The organism is Haloprofundus salinisoli (assembly GCF_020097815.1).
In the GTDB taxonomy this organism is placed as follows: Archaea; Halobacteriota; Halobacteria; order Halobacteriales; family Haloferacaceae; genus Haloprofundus; species Haloprofundus salinisoli.
Genome location: NZ_CP083663.1, coordinates 154,190 through 172,439 on the forward strand (window position 1 = coordinate 154,190; position 18,250 = coordinate 172,439).

Below are 18,250 nucleotides of genomic sequence, written 5' to 3' on the forward strand. Positions count from 1 at the left end.
TAGAAGAACTGACGTTCGCCGCCGAGGACCTCGTGAGCGCGAATCGTTCCGTGTTTCGGTCAAAACCGTCCGATGATAGTATCAATTCGTGAGCTATGCTAGTTTATTCTGACAAGTGTCGTAGCAGTATGCGATGTGAGTGACAATGTCAGACGCACGAGAATCGGCTAGGAAAGAGGGGCTAACGGCCCAGTACATCGTCGCCACCAGCGACGGATCGGCCGTCACGTTGCCCGAGGAGACCGTCGAAGCGTTCCGACGACAACTGCGCGGGTCTCTGTTGACCCCGGAAGACGAGGCGTTCGAGAGCGCGACGCGTCTCTGGAACGGGATGGTCGAGAAATCGCCCGCACTGGTGGTCCAGCCGACGGGCACCGTCGACGTCGTGACCGCGGTGAACTTCGCCCGCGAGCACGACCTCTCGCTCTCGGTGAAAGGCGGCGGCCACAACATCGCCGGCACGGCGCTGACCGACGGTGGTCTGACTCTCGATATGTCCGGACTCTGCGGGGTTTTCGTCGACCCGACGGCGCGAACCGCGACGGTCCAGCCGGGCTGTCTCCTCGGCGACGTGGACCGAGAGACCCAGCTGTACGGGCTGGCCACGGCGCTGGGCTTCGTCTCCGAGACCGGCGTGGCCGGACTGACGTTAGGCGGGGGGTTCGGCTACCTCTCGCGCCGGTTCGGGTGGACCGTCGACAACCTGCTCGAAGCGGAGGTCGTCACCGCCGACGGGAGGGTCCGCCGCGTTAACCGCGAGGAGAACGCGGACCTCTTCTGGGCCGTCCGCGGTGCCGGTGCCAATCTCGGCGTCGTCACGTCGTTCACCTATCGGCTCCACGAGGTCGGACCGACCGTCTACGGCGGGCTCATCGCCTGGCCGGCCGACCGCGCCGACGAAGTTCTGTCGGCCTACCGGGAGATTACCGCCGGTGCGCCACGGGAGCTGACGCTGTTTCTGGTCCTTCGCCGGGCACCGCCCGCCCCCTTTGCCCCCGAGGAGTGGCACGGAAAGCGAATCTGCGCCATGGCCGTCTGCTACAGCGGCGACTTAGACGACGTCGACGAGATGTTCGCCCCGATTCGTGCGCTTGGTACTCCCGTGATAGATCAGCTCCGAGCGCGACCCTACGCCGAGCTCCAGTCCTCGCTCGACGCGACGCAACCGAAGGGGAACCACTACTACTGGAAGACCGAGTTCGCCGCCGAACTGAGCGACGAGTTCCTCTCGACGCTGCGGGAGCTGGCCGCCGAGTGCCCCATCCCGGGAGCGCAGCTCGTAGTTGCCCACATCGGCGGATCCCTCAACGACCGCGACGCCGACGACGGAGCGGTCGGGAACCGCGACGCCCGCTTCGTCTACGGTGCGGCGGGGATGTGGCCCCCGGACGAACCGAACGAGGAGCAGTTCAAACGGTGGGTCCGTGGCGCGTGGCAGCGGCTTCGTCCGTTTTCCACGGGCGGAAACTACGTCAACTTCCAGACCGCAGACGACGGCGACGAGCGAATCCGAGCGACGTACGGCGACAACTTCGACCGCCTCGTCGAGGTCAAGACGACGTACGACCCCGAAAACGTGTTCCGCTCGAATCGGAACGTCCGGCCGCGGGGGCGGTGATCGTCCCCCTACCGCGGACGCGCTTTTCTTTCGTCCGTTCGGCGGACGCACGCCCGTGCGGGTAGTCGGTATCTCGTCACACCACGAGCGAGTGAAACGAGCGAGCGCCTTTTTGGTGCAGATTTTTGCAAGCGGGAGTGCGCTCCGCGCACCCCCTCGCAGCAAAGAGGTGCGAGTTCAGTACTTCGCTTCCGCGCCAGTCGTCTCGTAGATCTGGTCCATCAGGTCGTCGCGGTGGGTCTGCCACCCCGAAAGCGCGCTCGGGCGCGTCGGGTAGCGGTCGTAGTGGGTCATCAGTCTCTCGGCGAGCCGCTTCGTCTGGTAGAACATCTTTATCTCCCGCCAGTAGCTGAGGCTCTTGAAGCCGGTCTGCGCCATCAGGAGCGGACTCATCGAGGTCTTACCGGAGTACAGCGCCTCGGCGAGTTTCTCGCCGGGGAGCGCCGCGAGCAGCCCCATCAGGTCGTCGACGTCGACGGCCGTCGAGAGGACGTTGTAGACGTCGAGGCCGGCGTAGCGACCGCCGAAGTGGTCCATCACGCGCTCGTTGTAGCGCCAGAGGGCGTCCTCGCTCACGTCGCCTTCCTCGATGGCGCGGACGGCTTGCTCGGCGGCGTACTTGCCCGCGTAGGCGGCCCCGGCGATGCCGCCGCCGGTCGTCGGGTTGACGTGGCCCGCGGCGTCGCCCGCGGCGATGAACCCCGGCGCGGTGGCGGAGTCGTACGGTCGGCGAGTCGGCAGCGCCGCGCCGAGTTTGTCGGTGACCGTCGCACCCTCGAACTCAGGGCGCGCACGGAGGTCCTGCTTGAGGTCCTCGACGAGTTTCATCGGCTGTTCGTTCATCTGGAAGCCGAGGCCGGCGTTGATGGTCGTCGAGGTGCGCGGGAAGTACCAGAGGTAACCCGCCGCGCGCTTCGTCGGTTTGAACACGAGCGCGTCGTCCCACTCGACGGGTTCCTTCACCTCGACGATTTCGCGGTACGCCGAGCAGAACTGCGAGTAGCGGACGTTCGTGTCGAACGTCGAACCCGAGAAGTCGACCTTGTCCTGCAGCAGCGAGAGCGACCCCGCGCCGTCGATGGTGACCGCAGCCTCGTACTCGACGACGTCGCCCTTGTGCCTACCGCGGACGCCCGTCACGGTGCCGTCGTCGGCCTGCGTCACGTCCTGAACCACGGTGTCGTAGTGGAACTCGACACCGGCGTTCTCCGCTCCCTCGATGAGCAGTCGGCCGTACTCCCAGCGGTCGATGACCGCCAGTTCGCCGGGGACAGGAATTTCCAGCACTGTGTCGTGGCTCGGAATCTCGAAGCGGCCGTGGTCGACGCCCGTGTTGGTGAACGCGGGCTGAATCTGCTCTTTCGGAATCGACTCGGGGAACGCGTCCGCGCCCTTCAGCGCGTCGCCACAGGCGATGTGGCCCGCTTCCTCTGCGTCCTTCCGCTCGACGACGACGGTGTCGAGACCCGCGTTCGACGCCGTCGCGGCGGCGTAGCAACCGGCGGTTCCCGCGCCGACGACGACGACGTCGTACTCGTGCGTAGTCATTGGTCGTGACTCTCGCAGGCGGAAGCAAAACTCTTTATTCCCGAACTTGTCCCGTCGACGACGACAGTATTCCTTCTCGCCAACTTCTGCGAAGCGCGAGTCTCAGCCGTACACGGAGTTTTGTTCGCCGACGAAACGACTTACACGACGACCCCAAATACGCCGTTAATTCCTCCGGAGACGTACTTATCTTGTCATGGCTTCGCAAGGACGAACTCCCGCGGACGACCGGCGTTCGACGCTCGTTCCGGAGGCGGTCGACGATTTCGTCGACGCCTTCGGCGGCGATGTACTGCTCCCGTCGGACGAGGGCTACGAGGAGGCACGGAGAGTCTGGAACGGGATGATAGACAGGCGGCCGGCGCTCATCGCCCGCTGCTCGGGGACCGCCGACGTCGTCGAGACGGTGCGGTTCGCCCGCGAGCACGAACTGCCGCTCGCGGTCCGCGGCGGCGGCCACAACGTCGCGGGCACCGCCGTCTGTGACGACGGCGTCGTCGTCGACCTCTCGGCGATGAACGGCGTGTTCGTCGACCCCGACGCGCGACGGGTCCGCGCGCAGGGCGGCGCGACGCTGGGCGACGTGGACCGCGAGACCCAACTGTTCGGCCTCGCGACAGCACTCGGCGTCGTCTCCGAGACCGGTATCGCCGGGCTCACGCTCAACGGCGGGGTCGGCCACCTCCGCCGGAGGTACGGCCTCGCGCTGGACAACCTCGTCTCGGTCGAGCTCGTCACCGCCGACGGGACGGTTCGAACCGCGAGCGAGACGGTGAACCCCGACCTCTTCTGGGCGGTCCGCGGCGGCGGCGGTAACTTCGGCGTCGTCACCGCCTTCGAGTACGAACTTCACGAGGTCGGTCCGGAGGTGTTCGGCCTCTTCGTCTGGTACCGCGGCGACGACGCGAGTACGGCGCTCCGGACCTTCCGTGACTACGCCGCCGACGCCTCCCGCGACGGGAGCGTGCTACCCTTCTACGCGACAGTGCCCGAACTCGACGAGTTCCCCGAGGACGCGTGGGGCGAGTCGACGGTCGTATTCCTCGGCTGTTACGACGGAGCCATCGGAGACGCCGAAGCCGAGTTCGAGGCGCTGCGAACCGTCGCCGACCCGCTGGTCGATTTCAGCGGCGTGATGGAGTACACGGAACTTCAGTCGATGCTCGACGAGGACTTTCCCGACGGCCTCCAGTACTACTGGAAGGCCAGTTACGTGAGGGAACTCACCGACGACGTCGTCGACCTCGTAGTTCGATACGGACGCGAGAGTCCGTCGCCGCTGTCGACGGTCGACATCTGGCATCTTGGCGGCGCTATCTCGGACGTCGCCCCCGACGAGACGGCCTTTTGGCACCGCGGCGCGCCGTTCATGGTCACGTTCGAGGCGAACTGGGAGGACCCAGAGACCGACGATGCGAACGTCGCGTGGGCTCGAAACGGCCTCGCCGAGCTCCGGGAGATGCCCGTCGCCGCCGGCGCGTACGGTAACTTCCCCGGGTTCGGCGAGGACCCCGCTCGGACGCTGTTCGGCGAGAACTACGCCCGGTTGGTCGACGTAAAGCGCGAGTACGACCCGGAGAACCTGTTCAGACTTAACCAGAACGTCGTGCCGGACGGGGCGACCGGAGCCGCTCGATGAGCTCCGGAAACGCGGTGACCCGCGTCGCGTCGAGAGACGGGACCGAAATCGCGTACGAACGAACCGGTGAGGGACCGCCGCTCGTGTTAGTCCACGGGACCGCGGGCGACCGCACCGACTGGCGATTGGTGCTCCCCGGCTTGGCCGAGCAGTTCACCGTGTACGCGCTGGACCGTCGCGGACGCGGCGAGAGCGGCGACTCCGACGAGTACGCGCTCGAACGGGAGTTCGAGGACGTCGCCGCCGTCGTCGACGTGGTCGACGACCCGGTCGTCCTGCTCGGCCACTCCGCCGGAGCGCTCTACTCGCTGGAAGCCGCGCTCCTGACCGACAACCTCGAACGACTGGTGCTCTACGAACCGCCGATTACGGAGGCGGGCGAGAGCCTCGTCCCCGAGGAGACCGTGGCCCGTATCGAGACGCTGCTCTCGGAGGGGGACCGGGAAGCGGCGCTCACGGTGTTTCTGCGCGAGGTCGCCGGCGAGTCGCAAGCGGAGATTGAAACGTTGAAAGCCGGCCCCGCTTGGGATGTGGGCATCGAGGTGGCGCACACCGTCCCGAGAGAGGTTCGCGCCCTTGACGGCTACCGCGTCGATCCCGACCGGTTCGCGGCGTTTACGGTCCCGACGCTGCTTCTGTCCGGCGGCGAGAGCCCGCTGTTCATGGAGCAAGCGACCGCGCTCGTCGACAAAGCGCTGCCCGACACCCGAATCGTCACGCTCCCGGGTCAGGGCCACGAGGCGACGAACACCGCCCCCGAACTGTTCGTCGAGACGGTGGTCGGGTCCCTACGCGCTCCGGAGTGAGCACTCCGCGGAAGCAGAGCCGGAAAGACGGCGACGTCGACTACCGGTTCTCGCCGGACTCGTAGTGCTCGCCCGCCGCCTCCGGCAGTCGGGTCTTCCCGAACAGCGCGAGCACGACGATGACCGCGACGTACGGAATCGTCCGGACGAGCGACTGCGGGACGGCGATGATAGCCGCCGCCTGTAGACGCAGCTGCAGCGCGTCCAGTCCGGCGAAGAGGAACGTCGACAGCAGCGCCCCGACGGGGTTGTAGTTGCCGAACAGGTAGGCGACGATGGCGATGAACCCTTTTCCGTTGACCATCGTCTGGCCGTTGCCGACGAACTGGCCGAGACTGAGCGACAGCGCCGCGCCGCCGAGACCCGCGAGCAGTCCCGAGATGAGCACCGCCGCGTAGCGGACGCGGTTCACGTCGACGCCCGCGGTGTCGAGCGCCTTCGGGTTCTCGCCGCTGGCGATGACCCACCGACCGAACGACGTTCTATTCAGCGTGTACCACGACGCCGCGGTGGCGACAAACATCAAGTAGACCATCGGCGTCGCGTCGAACAGCGCACCGAAGAACGGGACGGCAGCGAGGCCGGGCACCGTGATGGTGCCGAACGTCTGGACGCTGGCGGTGTTCGGCCCGCCGTAGATGACCTGCGAGGCGAACGGCGCGAGACCGAGCGCGATGAGCCACACCGCGAGACCGGCGATGATCTGGTCGGCGCGGAACTCGATGCAGACGACGGCGAACAGCGCCGCCAGGAGGATGCTGGCGACGACGCCGACGAACAGGCCGAGCCAGATGTCGCCCGTCACGTCCGTCGCGTAGACGCCGACGAACGCCGAGATGATGAGCAGCCCTTCCAGGCCGATGTTGATGACGCCGCTCTTCTCGGCGAAGATGCCGCCCAGCGCCGCGAAGGCGATGGGCACCGAGAGCCGAAGCGTCGCCGACAACGCGCTCTTGGTGAACATCACGCGGAGGATGCGACCCGGCGTCGAACCGGGCGCGACGAGTCCCCACAGCACGAAGACGGCGGCGGCGACGAGCGCGACGATGCCCGCGAGTCGGCGCGTCGAGAGCTCCGAACCGCGACTGAACGTCGCGTTACTCATCGGTCTCACCTCCGAGCGCCGCGGCCGAGTCGTCGGCGTCCATCTCGGTTCCCCCATCCGTCGCCACGGCCTTCTCGTCGCTCGTGTCGACGACGAACTTCTGTCCGACGAGTCGGAAGAACTCCGGCATCGCCACGAAGAGGATGATGAGCCCCCGGAGCACGCCGACGAGCTGCGGCGGCACGTCAGTGCTCACGTCGACGATGATAGAGCCGCTCTTCAGGATGCCGAACAGGAGAGCGGCGAAGCCGACGCCGAGCGGGTTGTTACCCGCCAGAATCGAGACGGTGATGCCGTCGAAGCCGTACGCCGGAACGCCGGTCTGGTAGTTGCCGAGAATCATGAGCACGTACATCGCGCCGCCGACGCCGCCGATAGCGCCCGACAGCGTCATGCTGGAGACGATGGTTCGCGCGGCGTCGACGCCGCCGTACTCGGCGGCTTCGGGCTGAATCCCGCTCGTTCGAATGTCGTATCCGAACGACGTGTGTTCGAGCAGGTAGTACGCCGCGCCGACGAGCGCGAGCGCGACGCCGAGCGCGACGAGCGAGAAGTCGTCGCGCGGTTCGTACAGAATCGGCGGGATGGTGGCGTAGTCGGGCAGACCGACCGTCTCGTTGGCCGGGCTCTCGGGGTCTTTGAACGGGTTCGCTACCAAGAAGAGCGCGACGCTCGTCGCCACGAAGTTCAGCATGATGGTCGTGATGACCTCGTTGGCGTCGGCGTACGCCTTCAACGCCCCCGGAATCGCGGCGAAGAGGCCGCCCGCGAGCGCGCCGACGACGAGCCCGAACGGGACGAGCACGAGCGTGCCGAGAAAGCCCGAGACCAGCGGGGATGCCCACAGCACGGTGAGCGCCGTCGCCAGCGCGCCGACGACTAGCTGGCCCTGCATCCCGATGTTGAAGATGCCCGCGCGGAACGCGAGCGCGACGCCGAGGCCGGTGAAGATGAGAATCGTCGTCTCCCGGAGCGTGACCGCCATCTGCCCGTTCAGCGGCGTCCACCCTCTGCGGAACGGAGGCGCGAGTTGCCCCTGCAGCGGTTGGAACAGCGGGTTGATGGGGTTGCCGAGCGCGCCCAGAAAGAGGCTGTCGTAGACGGCGAAGGGGTCGTAACAGAAGCCGACGCCGAAGAACGTCGTCGCCGCCGTCGCGCACGTCGTCATCCGGCCGGCGGCGAGGATGATGAGCACGCCGACGAACATCGAGAGCACGAGCGCGGCGGTGCTGATGAGCACCCGCTCGAACGCCGAGGCGCGGACGAGCCGTTCGAGCGCGCTCCGACCGCGCGCGCGCCAGTCGCCGGCGCTCACTGGCTCTCACCTCCCGCGGTGACGCCCGTGTCGTCGGCGGGGGTCCGCCCACCGGCGTCGTCGCGGAGACTCGTCGCCGTCGACTCCTCGGGTAGCTGTTCGCCCGCCATCAGCAGGCCGATCTCCTCCTCCGTCACCGTCCCGGGGTCGACGACGTCCATGAGTTCGCCGTCGTGCATCACCGCGAGGCGGTCGGAGAGCCCCTGTACCTCTTCGAGTTTCGAGGAGACCAGCAGGATTGCCTTCCCGTCCGAGCGCAGGTCGAGCAGTCGGTCGTGGATGAACTCCGTCGACCCGATGTCGACGCCGCGGGTCGGGTGGGTGGCGACGACGAGCGAGGGGTCGCGCTCGAACTCGCGGCCGACGATGAACTTCTGCTGGTTGCCGCCCGAGAACGAGGCCGCTCTCGCGTCGCGGTTCGGCGGGCGGACGTCGTACTCCTCGATGATGTCCTGAGCGTGGGTCCGCGCGCGGTCCCACTCGATGCGGCCGTTCTCGGCGAACGGCGGCGTGTGTTGGCTCCCGAGGAGGCCGTTCTCGGTGAGGTCGAACTCCATCACGAGACCGCGCTCGTGGCGGTCCTCGGGGATGTAGGCCATCCCCTCGTCGATGCGGCGCTGGCGCGGCCACGCCGTGATGTCGTCGCGCCCGAAGGAGACGGTGCCCGCGGTCGGCGTTCGGAGGCCGGTGACGGCCTCGATGAGCTCCGACTGTCCGTTCCCGTCGACGCCCGCGATGCCGAACACTTCTCCCTCGTGGACCGAGAAGGAGACGTCCGAAACCGCTTCGACGCCGCGTTCGTCCTCGGCGGAGAGGTCGTCGACGGCGAGCACCGGTTCCCCGCGTTCGACGTGCGGCTTCTCGACCGTCTCCAGCACCTCGCGGCCGACCATCATCTCCGCGAGCCGCTCGCGGGTCACGCTCTCGGCGGCGACGGTGCCGACGTTCTTGCCGTCGCGGAGGACGGTGATGGCGTCGGCGGCGTGCATCGCCTCGCCCAGCTTGTGGGTGATGAAGACGATTGTCTTGCCCTGGGCGGTGAGCTCCTCGAGGACGGCGAAGAGGTCCTCGACCTCCTGCGGCGTGAGCACGGCCGTCGGTTCGTCGAGGATGAGGACGTCCGCGCCGCGGTAGAGCGCTTTCAGGATCTCGACGCGCTGTTGGACGCCGACGCTGACCTCGGCGATGGTCGCGTCGGGGTCGACGTCGAAGCCGTAGCGGTCGCAGAGGTCGACCACCTCGCTTCGGGCGCGGGTGCTGTCGACGGCCAACCCGCCCCACTTTCGCGGTTCGTTGCCGAGGGTGATGTTCTCAGTGACCGTCATCGGATCGACCAGCATGAAGTGCTGGTGAATCATCCCGACGCCGGCGTCGATGGCGTCGCCCGGCGAGTCGAAGCGTCTGGGTGGCTGTACGTAGCGGTGAGTCGTCTCGTCTCCGGTTTCGAGTCCGTCGCCGTCGACGTAGACGTCGCCCTCGGTCGGTTCGTACAGTCCGTAGAGGACGTTCATCAACGTCGTCTTCCCCGCGCCGTTCTCGCCGAGGAGCGCGTGCACCGACCCCCGCTCGACGCGTAAGTCGACGTCGTCGTTGGCGACGACGCCGGGGAAACGTTTGGTGATTCCGTCGAGATGGACGGCCGGTTCCATTGGTTGTGGCTTGTTGAGTGTGTGCTTAAGAGCGTGGTTTCGCGGATGGTTCAACTGACGGACCGTTCTCGGTCCCCGGCGGACCGAGTTACAGGTTCAGTTCCGAGGGGTCGACCGGCACCGAGATGTCGCCGTCGATGATGGACTGTCGCGTCTCGTCGACGGTTGATTTGACGTCGTCGGGGATGTCGCCGCCGAGTTGGTCGCCGTAGACGGCTGCGACGCCCTCCTGTTCGAGGCCGAGCGTGGTGACGTTGCCACCTTCGAACTCGGCGTTGACGACGCTCTCGATGGAGGTGTACACGGCCGTGTCGACGCGCTTGACCATGCTCGCGAGGATGACATCCGCGTAGCCGGATTTCGTGAGCGACTGGTCCTGGTCGACGCCGATGGCGAACTTGCCGGCCTCCTGTGCGGCCTGGAAGACGCCCGTTCCGGCGTTGCCGGCGGCGTGGTAGACGATGTCGACGCCGTCGTTGTACATCGCCGTCGCCGCCTCGTTACCCGCCTGGGTGTCGTTGAAGTTGCCGACGTAGCTGACCTGAACGTCGATGTCCTGGCTGACCTCGGCGACGCCCGCGCGGTATCCCGCCTCGAACTTGCCGATGAGGTCGCCCTCGACGCCGCCGACGAAACCGACCGACGTCTGGTCGGGGTTCGTCTCGCCGCCGCCGGCGCTGAACTCCTGCTGGGTGAGGAGGCCGGCCATCTGACCGACGAGGAACGACCCCTCCTCTTCGCCGAACACGTAGCTTGCGACGTTCGGCTCTTCGACGACGCTGTCGACGATCATGAAGTTCTGCTCGGGGTAGTCGGGGGCGTTCTCCGCGAGCGCCTCCGCCTGCAGGTAGCCGATACAGCAGATGAGGTCGTGTTCGCCGCTCTGGGCGAACTGCTGCTGATACGTCTTGAACTCCGTCACTTCGCTCGGCTGGACGTTGTCGTGAGTGGCGCCGAACTCGTCGGCCGCCTGCTGGACGCCCGTCTGCGCCTGGTCGTTGAACGACCCGTCGCCGAGGCCGCCCGTCGCGTACACCATCCCGACGCTCACGTCGGCGCTGCCGGAGGCCTCCGCGCCGCCGTCGGTCGACTCGTTACCCGAGCCGCCGTCGCCGCCGCTGCTCTGGTTGTCGGTGTCGCCGCCGTCGTCGGTCGGACCGCCGGTACAGCCGGCCAGTCCCGCGATACCCGCCGCGCCTGTCGCTTTCAGGAGTGTCCGCCTATCCACATTCATGGTTACGTCTGGGCGAAGGTGGCAGCGAAATAGGCATAAAGGCGTCGTTTGCGCCGGACGGCGCCCAAGAGCGTCTAATCGCCCGTCGGAGGGTCAGTTCTTCGATGTCTCCACGGCGTTTTCGACGACGGCACCGGCGTCGGCGACGAGCGAGTCCACGTCGTCGCTCTCGACGTAGAGGCGGACGTACGGTTCGGTGCCGCTCGGCCGGACGAGCAGCCACGAGCTGTCGGGGAACTCCAGTCTGACCCCGTACTCGGTCTCGACGCTCGCCTCCGGGAAGGCGTCGGGAAGCGTCCGTTCGAGCGTGGCCATCGCCTCGCGTTTGGCCACGTCGGGGCAGTCGACGCTCACCTTCCGGTAGGGGCGTTCGGTGACGGGGTCGCACAGGGCGTCGAGGCCGACGTCGGCGACGAGACGGCTGACGACCGCGGCGGAGGCGATGCCGTCTATCCACCCGCCGAACTGAGTGTGGATGTGTTTCCACGGTTCGGCGGCGAAGACGACGGTTCCGCCCGCGTTCTCTGCGGCCGCGATGCCCTCGTGCAGCGCCCCGAGACGGACGCGCTCGACGCGGCCACCGGCCTCGCGGACGCGTTCGTCGATGCGCGCGGAGGCGTTGGGCGTCGTGACGACGACGGGGTCGTCGGTGTCGACGCTGCGGACGTAGTGTTCGGCGAGAATCGCCACGACGGTGTCTTCGTGAATCACCTCGCCGTCGGGGGTGACGAGGACGACTCGGTCGGCGTCGCCGTCGTGACCGATGCCGAAGGCGAACGGCTCTCCGTCGTCGCCGGCGTCGGCGACGAACCTCCGAAGGTCCCGAAGCGACTCGGCCGTCGGCTTGCTCTCGCGGCCGGGGAAGTGCCCGTCGACGTTCCCGTTGAGCGTGATGACCTCCGCGCCGAGCGAGCGAAGCACCTGCGGGGTGGCGAGACCGGCCATCCCGTTCCCGCAGTCGACGGCGACGCGGAGGCCGGAGAGCGGCGCGCCGCGGCCGCGGGCGTAGTCGGTGACTGCGCGGCGATACGCGGAGAGCACCGTCTCGTCTCCGCTGTCGCCCCAGTCGTCCCACGCGGCCGATGGCTCGTCGGCGGCGACACGCTCTTCGACCGCCTGCTCGGCCGCCCGGTCGTACTCGACGCCGCTGTCGAACACCTTGATGCCGTTGTCGGTCGGCGGGTTGTGCGAGGCGGTGAGAATCACGCCGCGTCGGCCCCGCGAGGCGAACGCGAGCGCGGGTGTCGGCAGCATTCCGGCGCGACGAACGTCAGCGCCGGCGGAGAGCAGTCCCGCCTCGACGGCGGCAGCGAGCCCCGGTCCGGTCACCCGGCCGTCGCGGGCGACAACGACCTCCGCGCCGTCGCGACCGACCGCACGGCCGACGGCGAGAGCGAGTTCGGGCGTCACGCGTTCGGTCGCGCTCCCCCTGATTCCGGCAGTTCCGAACAGTTCCATACGCGGAAATCTCGCGCGGTGTACTTAGATGGTCCCGATTCGACCGCGCTTGTGGCCCGACCTATTTTGCCGGTCGACTTCGAACGTCCCCCATGAGCGAGACACCGTCCGAATCCGACCGAGTCCGTGCTCACGTCTTCGTCACCGGCCGCGTCCAGGGCGTCTTCTACCGGGCGAACACCCGAGATACGGCGCGCGAACAGGGCGTCGACGGCTGGGTTCGCAACCTCGACGACGGCCGCGTCGAAGCCGTCTTCGAGGGGGTGCCCGACGCCGTCGAGTCGATGGTCGAGTGGTGCGAGACCGGCAGTCCCGACGCGGAGGTCGACGACGTGGAGGTGGAGTACGAAGACCCGGAGGATCTCGACGGCTTCGAAGTCCGACGCTAACGGTCGCCGTGTTCCGTCGCCTCCGGCGGTCAGGGTCGGCGATTCGCTGTCACGCGAAGGCTATCTCCTCGGCCGCCCATCCAGTATCTCGTGAACGACATCTCCACGTCCATCGACATCGACGCGCCCGCCGAAACCGTCTGGCGCGTCCTCACCGACTTCGAAGCGTACCCCGAGTGGAACCCCTACACCGTCGTCTCCGGCCGTGCCGAGGAAGGGACGCGTCTCCGCGTCTCGCCCGGCCCGGAAACCGGGCGCGCGCCGACGTTCCGCCCGCGCGTGCTCCGCGCCGACCCGAACCGCGAACTCTGGTGGCTCGGACACCTCTACGTCCGCGGTCTCTTCGACGGCGAACACCGGTTCGCGGTCGAACCCCTCGACGAGAAGCGCTCTCGCCTCGTCCAGTCGGAGTCCTTCTCGGGTCTTCTCGCGGGACCGGTTCTGCGGCGCATCGGCACCGACACCGAGGCGAACTTCCGCGGCGTGAACGAGGCGCTCAAAACCCGTGCGGAGTCGATTTGGGCCGAGAGCGTGGCCGCGAACGACGGCCGTACTGGCGGCGCTGCGTCGACCGCGGCGGCGTGACCCTGACCGAGGGCAACATTCTTATTTCATCCGTGTGAGTCCCGTGCTAATGTACTCTGCACGGTCGTCGGTGACGCACCGACGCGCACACCTCCGTCCGCAACTCGTCGGAGGTCGCTCGTGAGAGTCGCCGCGATTCCGTGGACGGTTCTGACCGTCGTCGGGCTCGTCGCTACCCTCTCGACCGGCTTTCTCATCGTCCGGGGGCCGTTCTTCGGCGGGCCGACGCTTGAACCGCTCTCGCTTCTCGTCGCCACCGGCGGGTTCATCGCCGCCATCATCGTCCTCGCGTTCGGCGGGTCGAAACTGGCGCGCACCGTCCTGTTCTGAGTCGCGTCTGGGTTGCTTTCGCCACCGGCGACGCACAGAAAATCCCGAACTCGTCGTCGAGGAGCGTTCTTCCGGTCGAGCATTCGAAAACCGGGGTCCGGTCGGCTCAGGCGCGGGCCGTGCTCACGGCGACGACGCCGGCGGCCATCACGAGACCGCCGACGAGAAACGTCGGGCCGACCGGTTCGCCCAGCAGCGCCGCTCCGAGCGCCGCGCCGACGACCGGTTGCGCGAAGAAGAAGACGGCGACGGTGCCGGCACCGACGTACTCCAGACCCTTGTACCACAGGTACCACGCCGCCGCCGTCGCCGCGACGCCGAGGTACACCACCGCCGCGAGCGTCGGGAGCGACGGCACACTGACCGCCGCGGGAACGCCGGCGGTGGCGAGCTCCGCCAGCGAGAGCACGGCCAGCATCGGCGTCGCGGCGATCGTCGCGTACGTCGCCGCCGTCAGCGCCGAGTAGCGACGGACGACCGGCACGCCCCAGACGGTGTAGCCCGCCCACGCGACGCTCGCGGCGACGAGCGCGGCCAGTCCCGCGAGGTTCCCGGCGGCGAGGCCCGCGAGGCGGTACTGTCCGGCGACGACCAGAAGCGTCCCGGCGACGGCCAGCGCCATGCCGCCGATTTTCTTCGCCGTCAATCGTTCGTCCAGCACGGCGACGCCGAGGACGACGGTGAAAACCGGGGTGAGGACGGTGAGAAGCGACCCCTGGCTCGCGTTCGTCAGTTCGGTGCCGACGAACTGCGTGACGATAGTGAGCGCCACCCAGCCGCCGAGGACGACGAATCTCCCGTAATCGCCGCGCTGGACGTGGACGCCTCGGCTCTTCGTGACGGCGAGCAGCACGAGCGCGCCGAGGGCGACGCGCAGAAAGCCGAGCGTTATCGGCGGTATCGCCGCGAACGTCCACTTCGAGACGACGTACATGCCGCCCCAGAGCGCCGCCGCCGACAGCGGTGCGAGCGCGAAGGCGTACCCCCGTGCGCCGGAGCGGGTTCGGAACACCTCAGGCGAGGGCGGCTCCGCGGAGCTGGTGGCGCGCGTCAGCGCGGTGGCTACCCTCTCCCCGTTCGCGCGTCTCCGTCACGGGAGCTCGTTCTCGGCCGAAGTCGGTACTCGCATCGTCGTCGTCCATCACGGCCGGTACGTCGTCGCCGACGACCAGAAACGTTTGGTTTTCGGACAGAATGACGAGCGAACACGTCTCGAACGAGGCGGCGGCGGAGGGGCCGTTTCGGGACCTACGGCCCGTTTCTGCCGATGAGCGCGTCGATACCGTTTCCGGCCGCACGGGTCAGCACCGCCGCCATCGCGGTTCCGGCGCTCCAGATGGCCGTCTCCTCGGGCGGGGTCGAGCCGTCGCCCTCGTAGAGGACCGAGAGCAGGAAGATGTCGTCGTCGGCCAAGACGACTCTGCCGGTGAAGTCGCCGGGCGCGTCCGCCGGCGGGGCGGCGACGTCGACGCCCTCGTCGCCGTCGAACCGCTCGCGGACGGCGGCGCTGGCGCTGACGACGTGTACGTCCACGCCGGCGGCGACGCGTTCTCGAAGCGCGGCCACGACGGCGTCGCCGAGCAAGTCGACGGAGTCCGCACCGAAGACGACCCGACTTTCAGCGCGACGGATCAGGTCGACAGTCCGGTCGTCGATGGGTTTGCGGCCGCGGACGGTCCAGACGTCGTCGCGGGTCTCCTCGCCGTGCTCCTCGCTTCGGAGTTCCGCGAGCGCGTCGAAGGCGCGGTCCCGTTCGCGTTCGAGGCGAGCGGTCAACAGTTCCTTCGCCGCCTCCAAGCCGACCGGGCGATACCGCTTCGGCGTCGACTGCTGGAGCTCGACGAGCCCCCGTTCTTCGAGGTCCTCTGCCGCGCCGTACACCTGCGAGCGCGGGACGCCCGCGAGGTCGTGGATATCTTTGGCCGTGCCGGTGCCGAGTCGGTGCAGCGCGACGAAGACCCGTGCCTCGTAGTTCGAGAGGCCGAGGCGTTCGAGCGCCTCTTCGATGTCGCGTTCGTCGGGCCTGTCGTCGGTCATCGTTCCACCCTCGTCGCTCGCCCTTTCGGCTGTTTCGTTTTTGGCCGATCCGGACGACTCGCTCCGCGGCCGATGGGGACTGCGGGGTCGTGGCCCTGATACCGGTCCCAGAGCACGAGCACCGACGGGAGCACGAGCAGCGAGACGAAGAAGGAGTACGCGATGCTGAGCGCGGTCAGCACGCCGAACTGTCCGAGCACGTTCAGCACCGAGAGCACGAGCACGCCGATGCCGAACGTCGTCGTGAGCATGCTCCCCGCGAGCGCACCGCCCGTCCCGCGGACGGTCCGGTCGAGCGCCGTGAAGAGCGAGTGCGTCCGACGCTCGTCGACGAACCGGTGGACGACGTGGACCGAGTAGTCGATGCCGAGGCCGATGGTGATGGCGAGAATCGTCGCCGTGAACGCGTTGAACGAGATACCGAGGAGGCGCATCGTCCCCGCGATAAGCGCGACGGCGACGCCGATGGGGACGGTGTTGACGACCCCCAGCGACGGGTAGCCCTCGACGACCCAGTAGACGAAGACGAGAAACACCACCGTCGAACCGAGCGCGAAGGCGAGACTCGAGATCGCCGACTGGAGGATGAGGTCCGACACCGCCTTGAACACGACCGTGTTGCCGGTGGCGACGGCGCTGTCGCCGCGGAACCTCTCGGCGACGGCCCGGGCGTCTTCGGTGACCGCGGTCTGACTGGCGCTGGCCTCCGTCGAGTAGGTGACGCGGGTGCTCCGACGGTCGTCCGAGAGGTACTCCTGGGCCTCGGCGCTCGCCGGCGTGTTCAGCAGCGCGTCGTACACGTCGTCGAGGTTCCGGTCGGGAACGCCGTTGCCGTCGGCGTCGTTGCGGTCGACCACGGCCCGAAACTCGGGGTCGCGGTCGGCTTGCGACCGGACGACCGTCACGAGACTCTCGGCGTCGGCGCGGCCGCCCGACCGTACGAACGAGTCCGGCGGGTCGTCGCCGGCGCGGTGAATCTCTTCGAGCGCCGTGTCCCGCTCCATGTTCGTCTCCCAGTAAACGGTCGCGCTGCCGCCCTGCGTCGTCTCGAACTTCTCTTCGAGGAAGTTCAGCGTCGCCACGACGGAGTACTCCGACGGCGCGAACGGTTCGGGAAGCGCGTCGAGGTAGTCGGGCGTCTCCTCCGGCGGGAGGAAGTCCTCCTGCGAGAAACTCGTGTCGACGCCTGTCGCGTACGCGCCCGCGCCGGCGCTCAAGAGCACGACGGCGAGCAGGAACAGCGCGGGGGCGTTCCCGGCGACGACGACGCCACCGCGGAGCGCCTCGCCGAAGCGCGACCCCTCCGCGCCCAGCGGCGTCTCGCTGAACGTCGGAATCGGCCAGTCCTCGCGGCGGCGGTCGATCCACACCTTCGCCGCCGGGAGAAAGACGCCGAAGATGAGAAACGTGAACACGATGCCGACGGCGGCGACGACGCCGAAGTCCCGTATCGGCGCGAGATCCGACACGAGGTTCGAGAGGAAGCCGATGACCGTCGTTCCGGTGACGATGAAAAAGGCGACGAGCAGTTGGTCGGTCGCCAGTCGCATCGCGCCGTCGATGTCGTGACCGTCGGCTCTGTCCTCGCGGTAGCGGTTGATGGCGTGGATACCGAAGTCGATGCCGACCGCGAGCAGCAGCGGCGGCACCGCGATCATCATCTGGCTGAACGGGATGCCGGCGAGGCCGAGGAAGCCGAACGTCCAGACGATGGCCATGAGAAGCGACAACCCCCCTAAGAGCAGGTCGACGAGGTCGCGGTAGGCGACGACGAGGAAGAACACGATGAAGATGACCGCCGCGGGCGTGACGATGAGAAGCGAGTCGGAGATGACCGAGCTGAACTCGTCGGCGGTGACGCCGCTGCCGAAGACGGTGATGTCGTCGCTCGTCGTCTGGACGACGCGCTGCGCCTGCTTTTGAATCGGGGTGAGCGGACTCGTCCCGCCCTGGCCGGCCGACGACGACTCGTAGCCGGGGACGTCGTGTTGGACGACGCCGATGGTCGCCGACGCGGACGCCGACCGGCGGTTGAAGTCGTTGCTCAGCGTCCCGGTGAAGCCGGGGTTGTTCGCGTTCTCTCTGACCGCCGCCCCGATTTCGCTCGGTGACGCCCGCTCGACGGCGGTTATCTGCGCGTCGAGCGTCCTCGCCTCGGGGTCGAGCGTCTGCGCGACGACGCTCGCGGCGCTGCTCGTCGACGACACGCGGAGGTCGGTCCGGTCTTCGAGCGCCTCCTGCGTGCGCAACATCTCCAACAGCGCCGGCTTCGCCAGCACGTTCTGGCCGCGCTGAATCAACTGCGTCGAGCCCGGTTCGCTCTCGAACGACGCGCCGAACTCGCGGTTGATGTCTTCGAGCGCCTGATTCGCGGGGATGTCTTCTGCGAACTGCTCGGTGCCCGACTCCGTCGAGACGTTGCCGAGACCGGCGGTGAAGACGAGCGTCAAGACGAGAAACAGCACGACGACCCGCCCCGACCGCTCGACGATGCGCTCGTCCACCCAGTCGATGGCGCGCTGGTGGTCCAGCGCCAT

Annotated in this window: 15 protein-coding genes; 6 read left to right on the plus strand and 9 right to left on the minus strand. The window is 67.9% G+C overall.

Annotated elements, in window-relative coordinates; all coding sequences use genetic code 11:
- Nucleotides 1-145: 145 nt before the first annotated feature.
- Nucleotides 146-1,618, plus strand: coding sequence for an FAD-binding oxidoreductase (locus LAQ73_RS00840; RefSeq protein ID WP_224269370.1), 1,473 nt, complete (start codon nt 146-148; stop codon nt 1,616-1,618).
- A gap of 177 nt (nt 1,619-1,795) precedes the next feature.
- On the opposite strand, the gene LAQ73_RS00845 is transcribed toward LAQ73_RS00840, so the two are convergent.
- Entirely contained in the window at nt 1,796-3,166 is a 1,371-nt protein-coding gene (locus tag LAQ73_RS00845; RefSeq protein WP_224269371.1) for a geranylgeranyl reductase family protein, read from the minus strand.
- 196 nt (nt 3,167-3,362) lie between these two features.
- Between LAQ73_RS00845 and LAQ73_RS00850 the strand changes: the two genes are divergently transcribed.
- Nucleotides 3,363-4,805, plus strand: a complete 1,443-nt coding sequence (locus LAQ73_RS00850; protein WP_224269372.1) for an FAD-binding oxidoreductase — start codon at nt 3,363-3,365, stop codon at nt 4,803-4,805.
- On the plus strand, nt 4,802-5,611 hold the full coding sequence (locus tag LAQ73_RS00855; protein WP_224269373.1) for an alpha/beta fold hydrolase: 810 nt from the start codon (nt 4,802-4,804) through the stop codon (nt 5,609-5,611). The genes LAQ73_RS00850 and LAQ73_RS00855 overlap by 4 nt, the downstream gene beginning before the upstream one ends.
- A 40-nt stretch (nt 5,612-5,651) precedes the next feature.
- On the opposite strand, the gene LAQ73_RS00860 is transcribed toward LAQ73_RS00855, so the two are convergent.
- The 5 genes from LAQ73_RS00860 to LAQ73_RS00880 form a co-directional block, all read right to left on the minus strand.
- Nucleotides 5,652-6,716, minus strand: a complete 1,065-nt coding sequence (locus tag LAQ73_RS00860) for an ABC transporter permease (RefSeq protein ID WP_224269374.1) — start codon at nt 6,714-6,716, stop codon at nt 5,652-5,654.
- Complete coding sequence (locus tag LAQ73_RS00865; protein ID WP_224269375.1) at nt 6,709-8,031, minus strand: ABC transporter permease; 1,323 nt, start codon at nt 8,029-8,031, stop codon at nt 6,709-6,711. Before LAQ73_RS00865 ends, LAQ73_RS00860 begins: the two co-directional genes overlap by 8 nt.
- Nucleotides 8,028-9,680, minus strand: a complete 1,653-nt coding sequence (locus LAQ73_RS00870) for an ABC transporter ATP-binding protein (RefSeq protein WP_224269376.1) — start codon at nt 9,678-9,680, stop codon at nt 8,028-8,030. The genes LAQ73_RS00865 and LAQ73_RS00870 overlap by 4 nt, the downstream gene beginning before the upstream one ends.
- A gap of 88 nt (nt 9,681-9,768) precedes the next feature.
- The gene (locus LAQ73_RS00875) at nt 9,769-10,914 is read right to left on the minus strand and encodes a BMP family lipoprotein (protein ID WP_345778389.1); all 1,146 of its coding nucleotides are present in this window, start codon (nt 10,912-10,914) and stop codon (nt 9,769-9,771) included.
- Nucleotides 10,915-11,007: 93 nt separating this feature from the next.
- Nucleotides 11,008-12,372 carry a phosphohexomutase domain-containing protein gene (locus tag LAQ73_RS00880; protein WP_224269377.1) on the minus strand — a complete coding sequence of 455 codons (1,365 nt, stop codon included), beginning with the start codon at nt 12,370-12,372 and terminating at the stop codon, nt 11,008-11,010.
- A 92-nt stretch (nt 12,373-12,464) separates the two neighbouring features.
- On the opposite strand from LAQ73_RS00880, the gene LAQ73_RS00885 reads away from it, so the two are divergent.
- The 3 genes from LAQ73_RS00885 (at nt 12,465) to LAQ73_RS00895 (ending at nt 13,676) form a co-directional block, all read left to right on the plus strand.
- Nucleotides 12,465-12,761: an acylphosphatase gene (locus LAQ73_RS00885; RefSeq protein WP_224269378.1), complete on the plus strand. Its 297-nt coding sequence runs from the start codon at nt 12,465-12,467 to the stop codon at nt 12,759-12,761.
- A gap of 90 nt (nt 12,762-12,851) precedes the next feature.
- Complete coding sequence (locus tag LAQ73_RS00890) at nt 12,852-13,346, plus strand: SRPBCC domain-containing protein (RefSeq protein ID WP_224269379.1); 495 nt, start codon at nt 12,852-12,854, stop codon at nt 13,344-13,346.
- Between the two features lie 120 nt (nt 13,347-13,466).
- Nucleotides 13,467-13,676, plus strand: a complete 210-nt coding sequence (locus LAQ73_RS00895; protein ID WP_224269380.1) for a DUF8132 family protein — start codon at nt 13,467-13,469, stop codon at nt 13,674-13,676.
- 106 nt (nt 13,677-13,782) lie between these two features.
- Here the strand turns inward: LAQ73_RS00895 and LAQ73_RS00900 are convergent, their stop codons facing one another.
- The 3 genes from LAQ73_RS00900 to LAQ73_RS00910 all read right to left on the minus strand — a co-directional run bounded on the left by LAQ73_RS00900 (nt 13,783) and on the right by LAQ73_RS00910 (nt 18,250).
- Nucleotides 13,783-14,688, minus strand: coding sequence for a DMT family transporter (locus LAQ73_RS00900; protein ID WP_224269381.1), 906 nt, complete (start codon nt 14,686-14,688; stop codon nt 13,783-13,785).
- A gap of 236 nt (nt 14,689-14,924) precedes the next feature.
- A complete protein-coding gene (locus LAQ73_RS00905; protein WP_224269382.1) occupies nt 14,925-15,713 on the minus strand; it encodes a TrmB family transcriptional regulator in 789 nt (262 codons plus the stop codon).
- The gene (locus LAQ73_RS00910) at nt 15,710-18,250 is read right to left on the minus strand and encodes an efflux RND transporter permease subunit (protein WP_224269383.1); all 2,541 of its coding nucleotides are present in this window, start codon (nt 18,248-18,250) and stop codon (nt 15,710-15,712) included. Before LAQ73_RS00910 ends, LAQ73_RS00905 begins: the two co-directional genes overlap by 4 nt.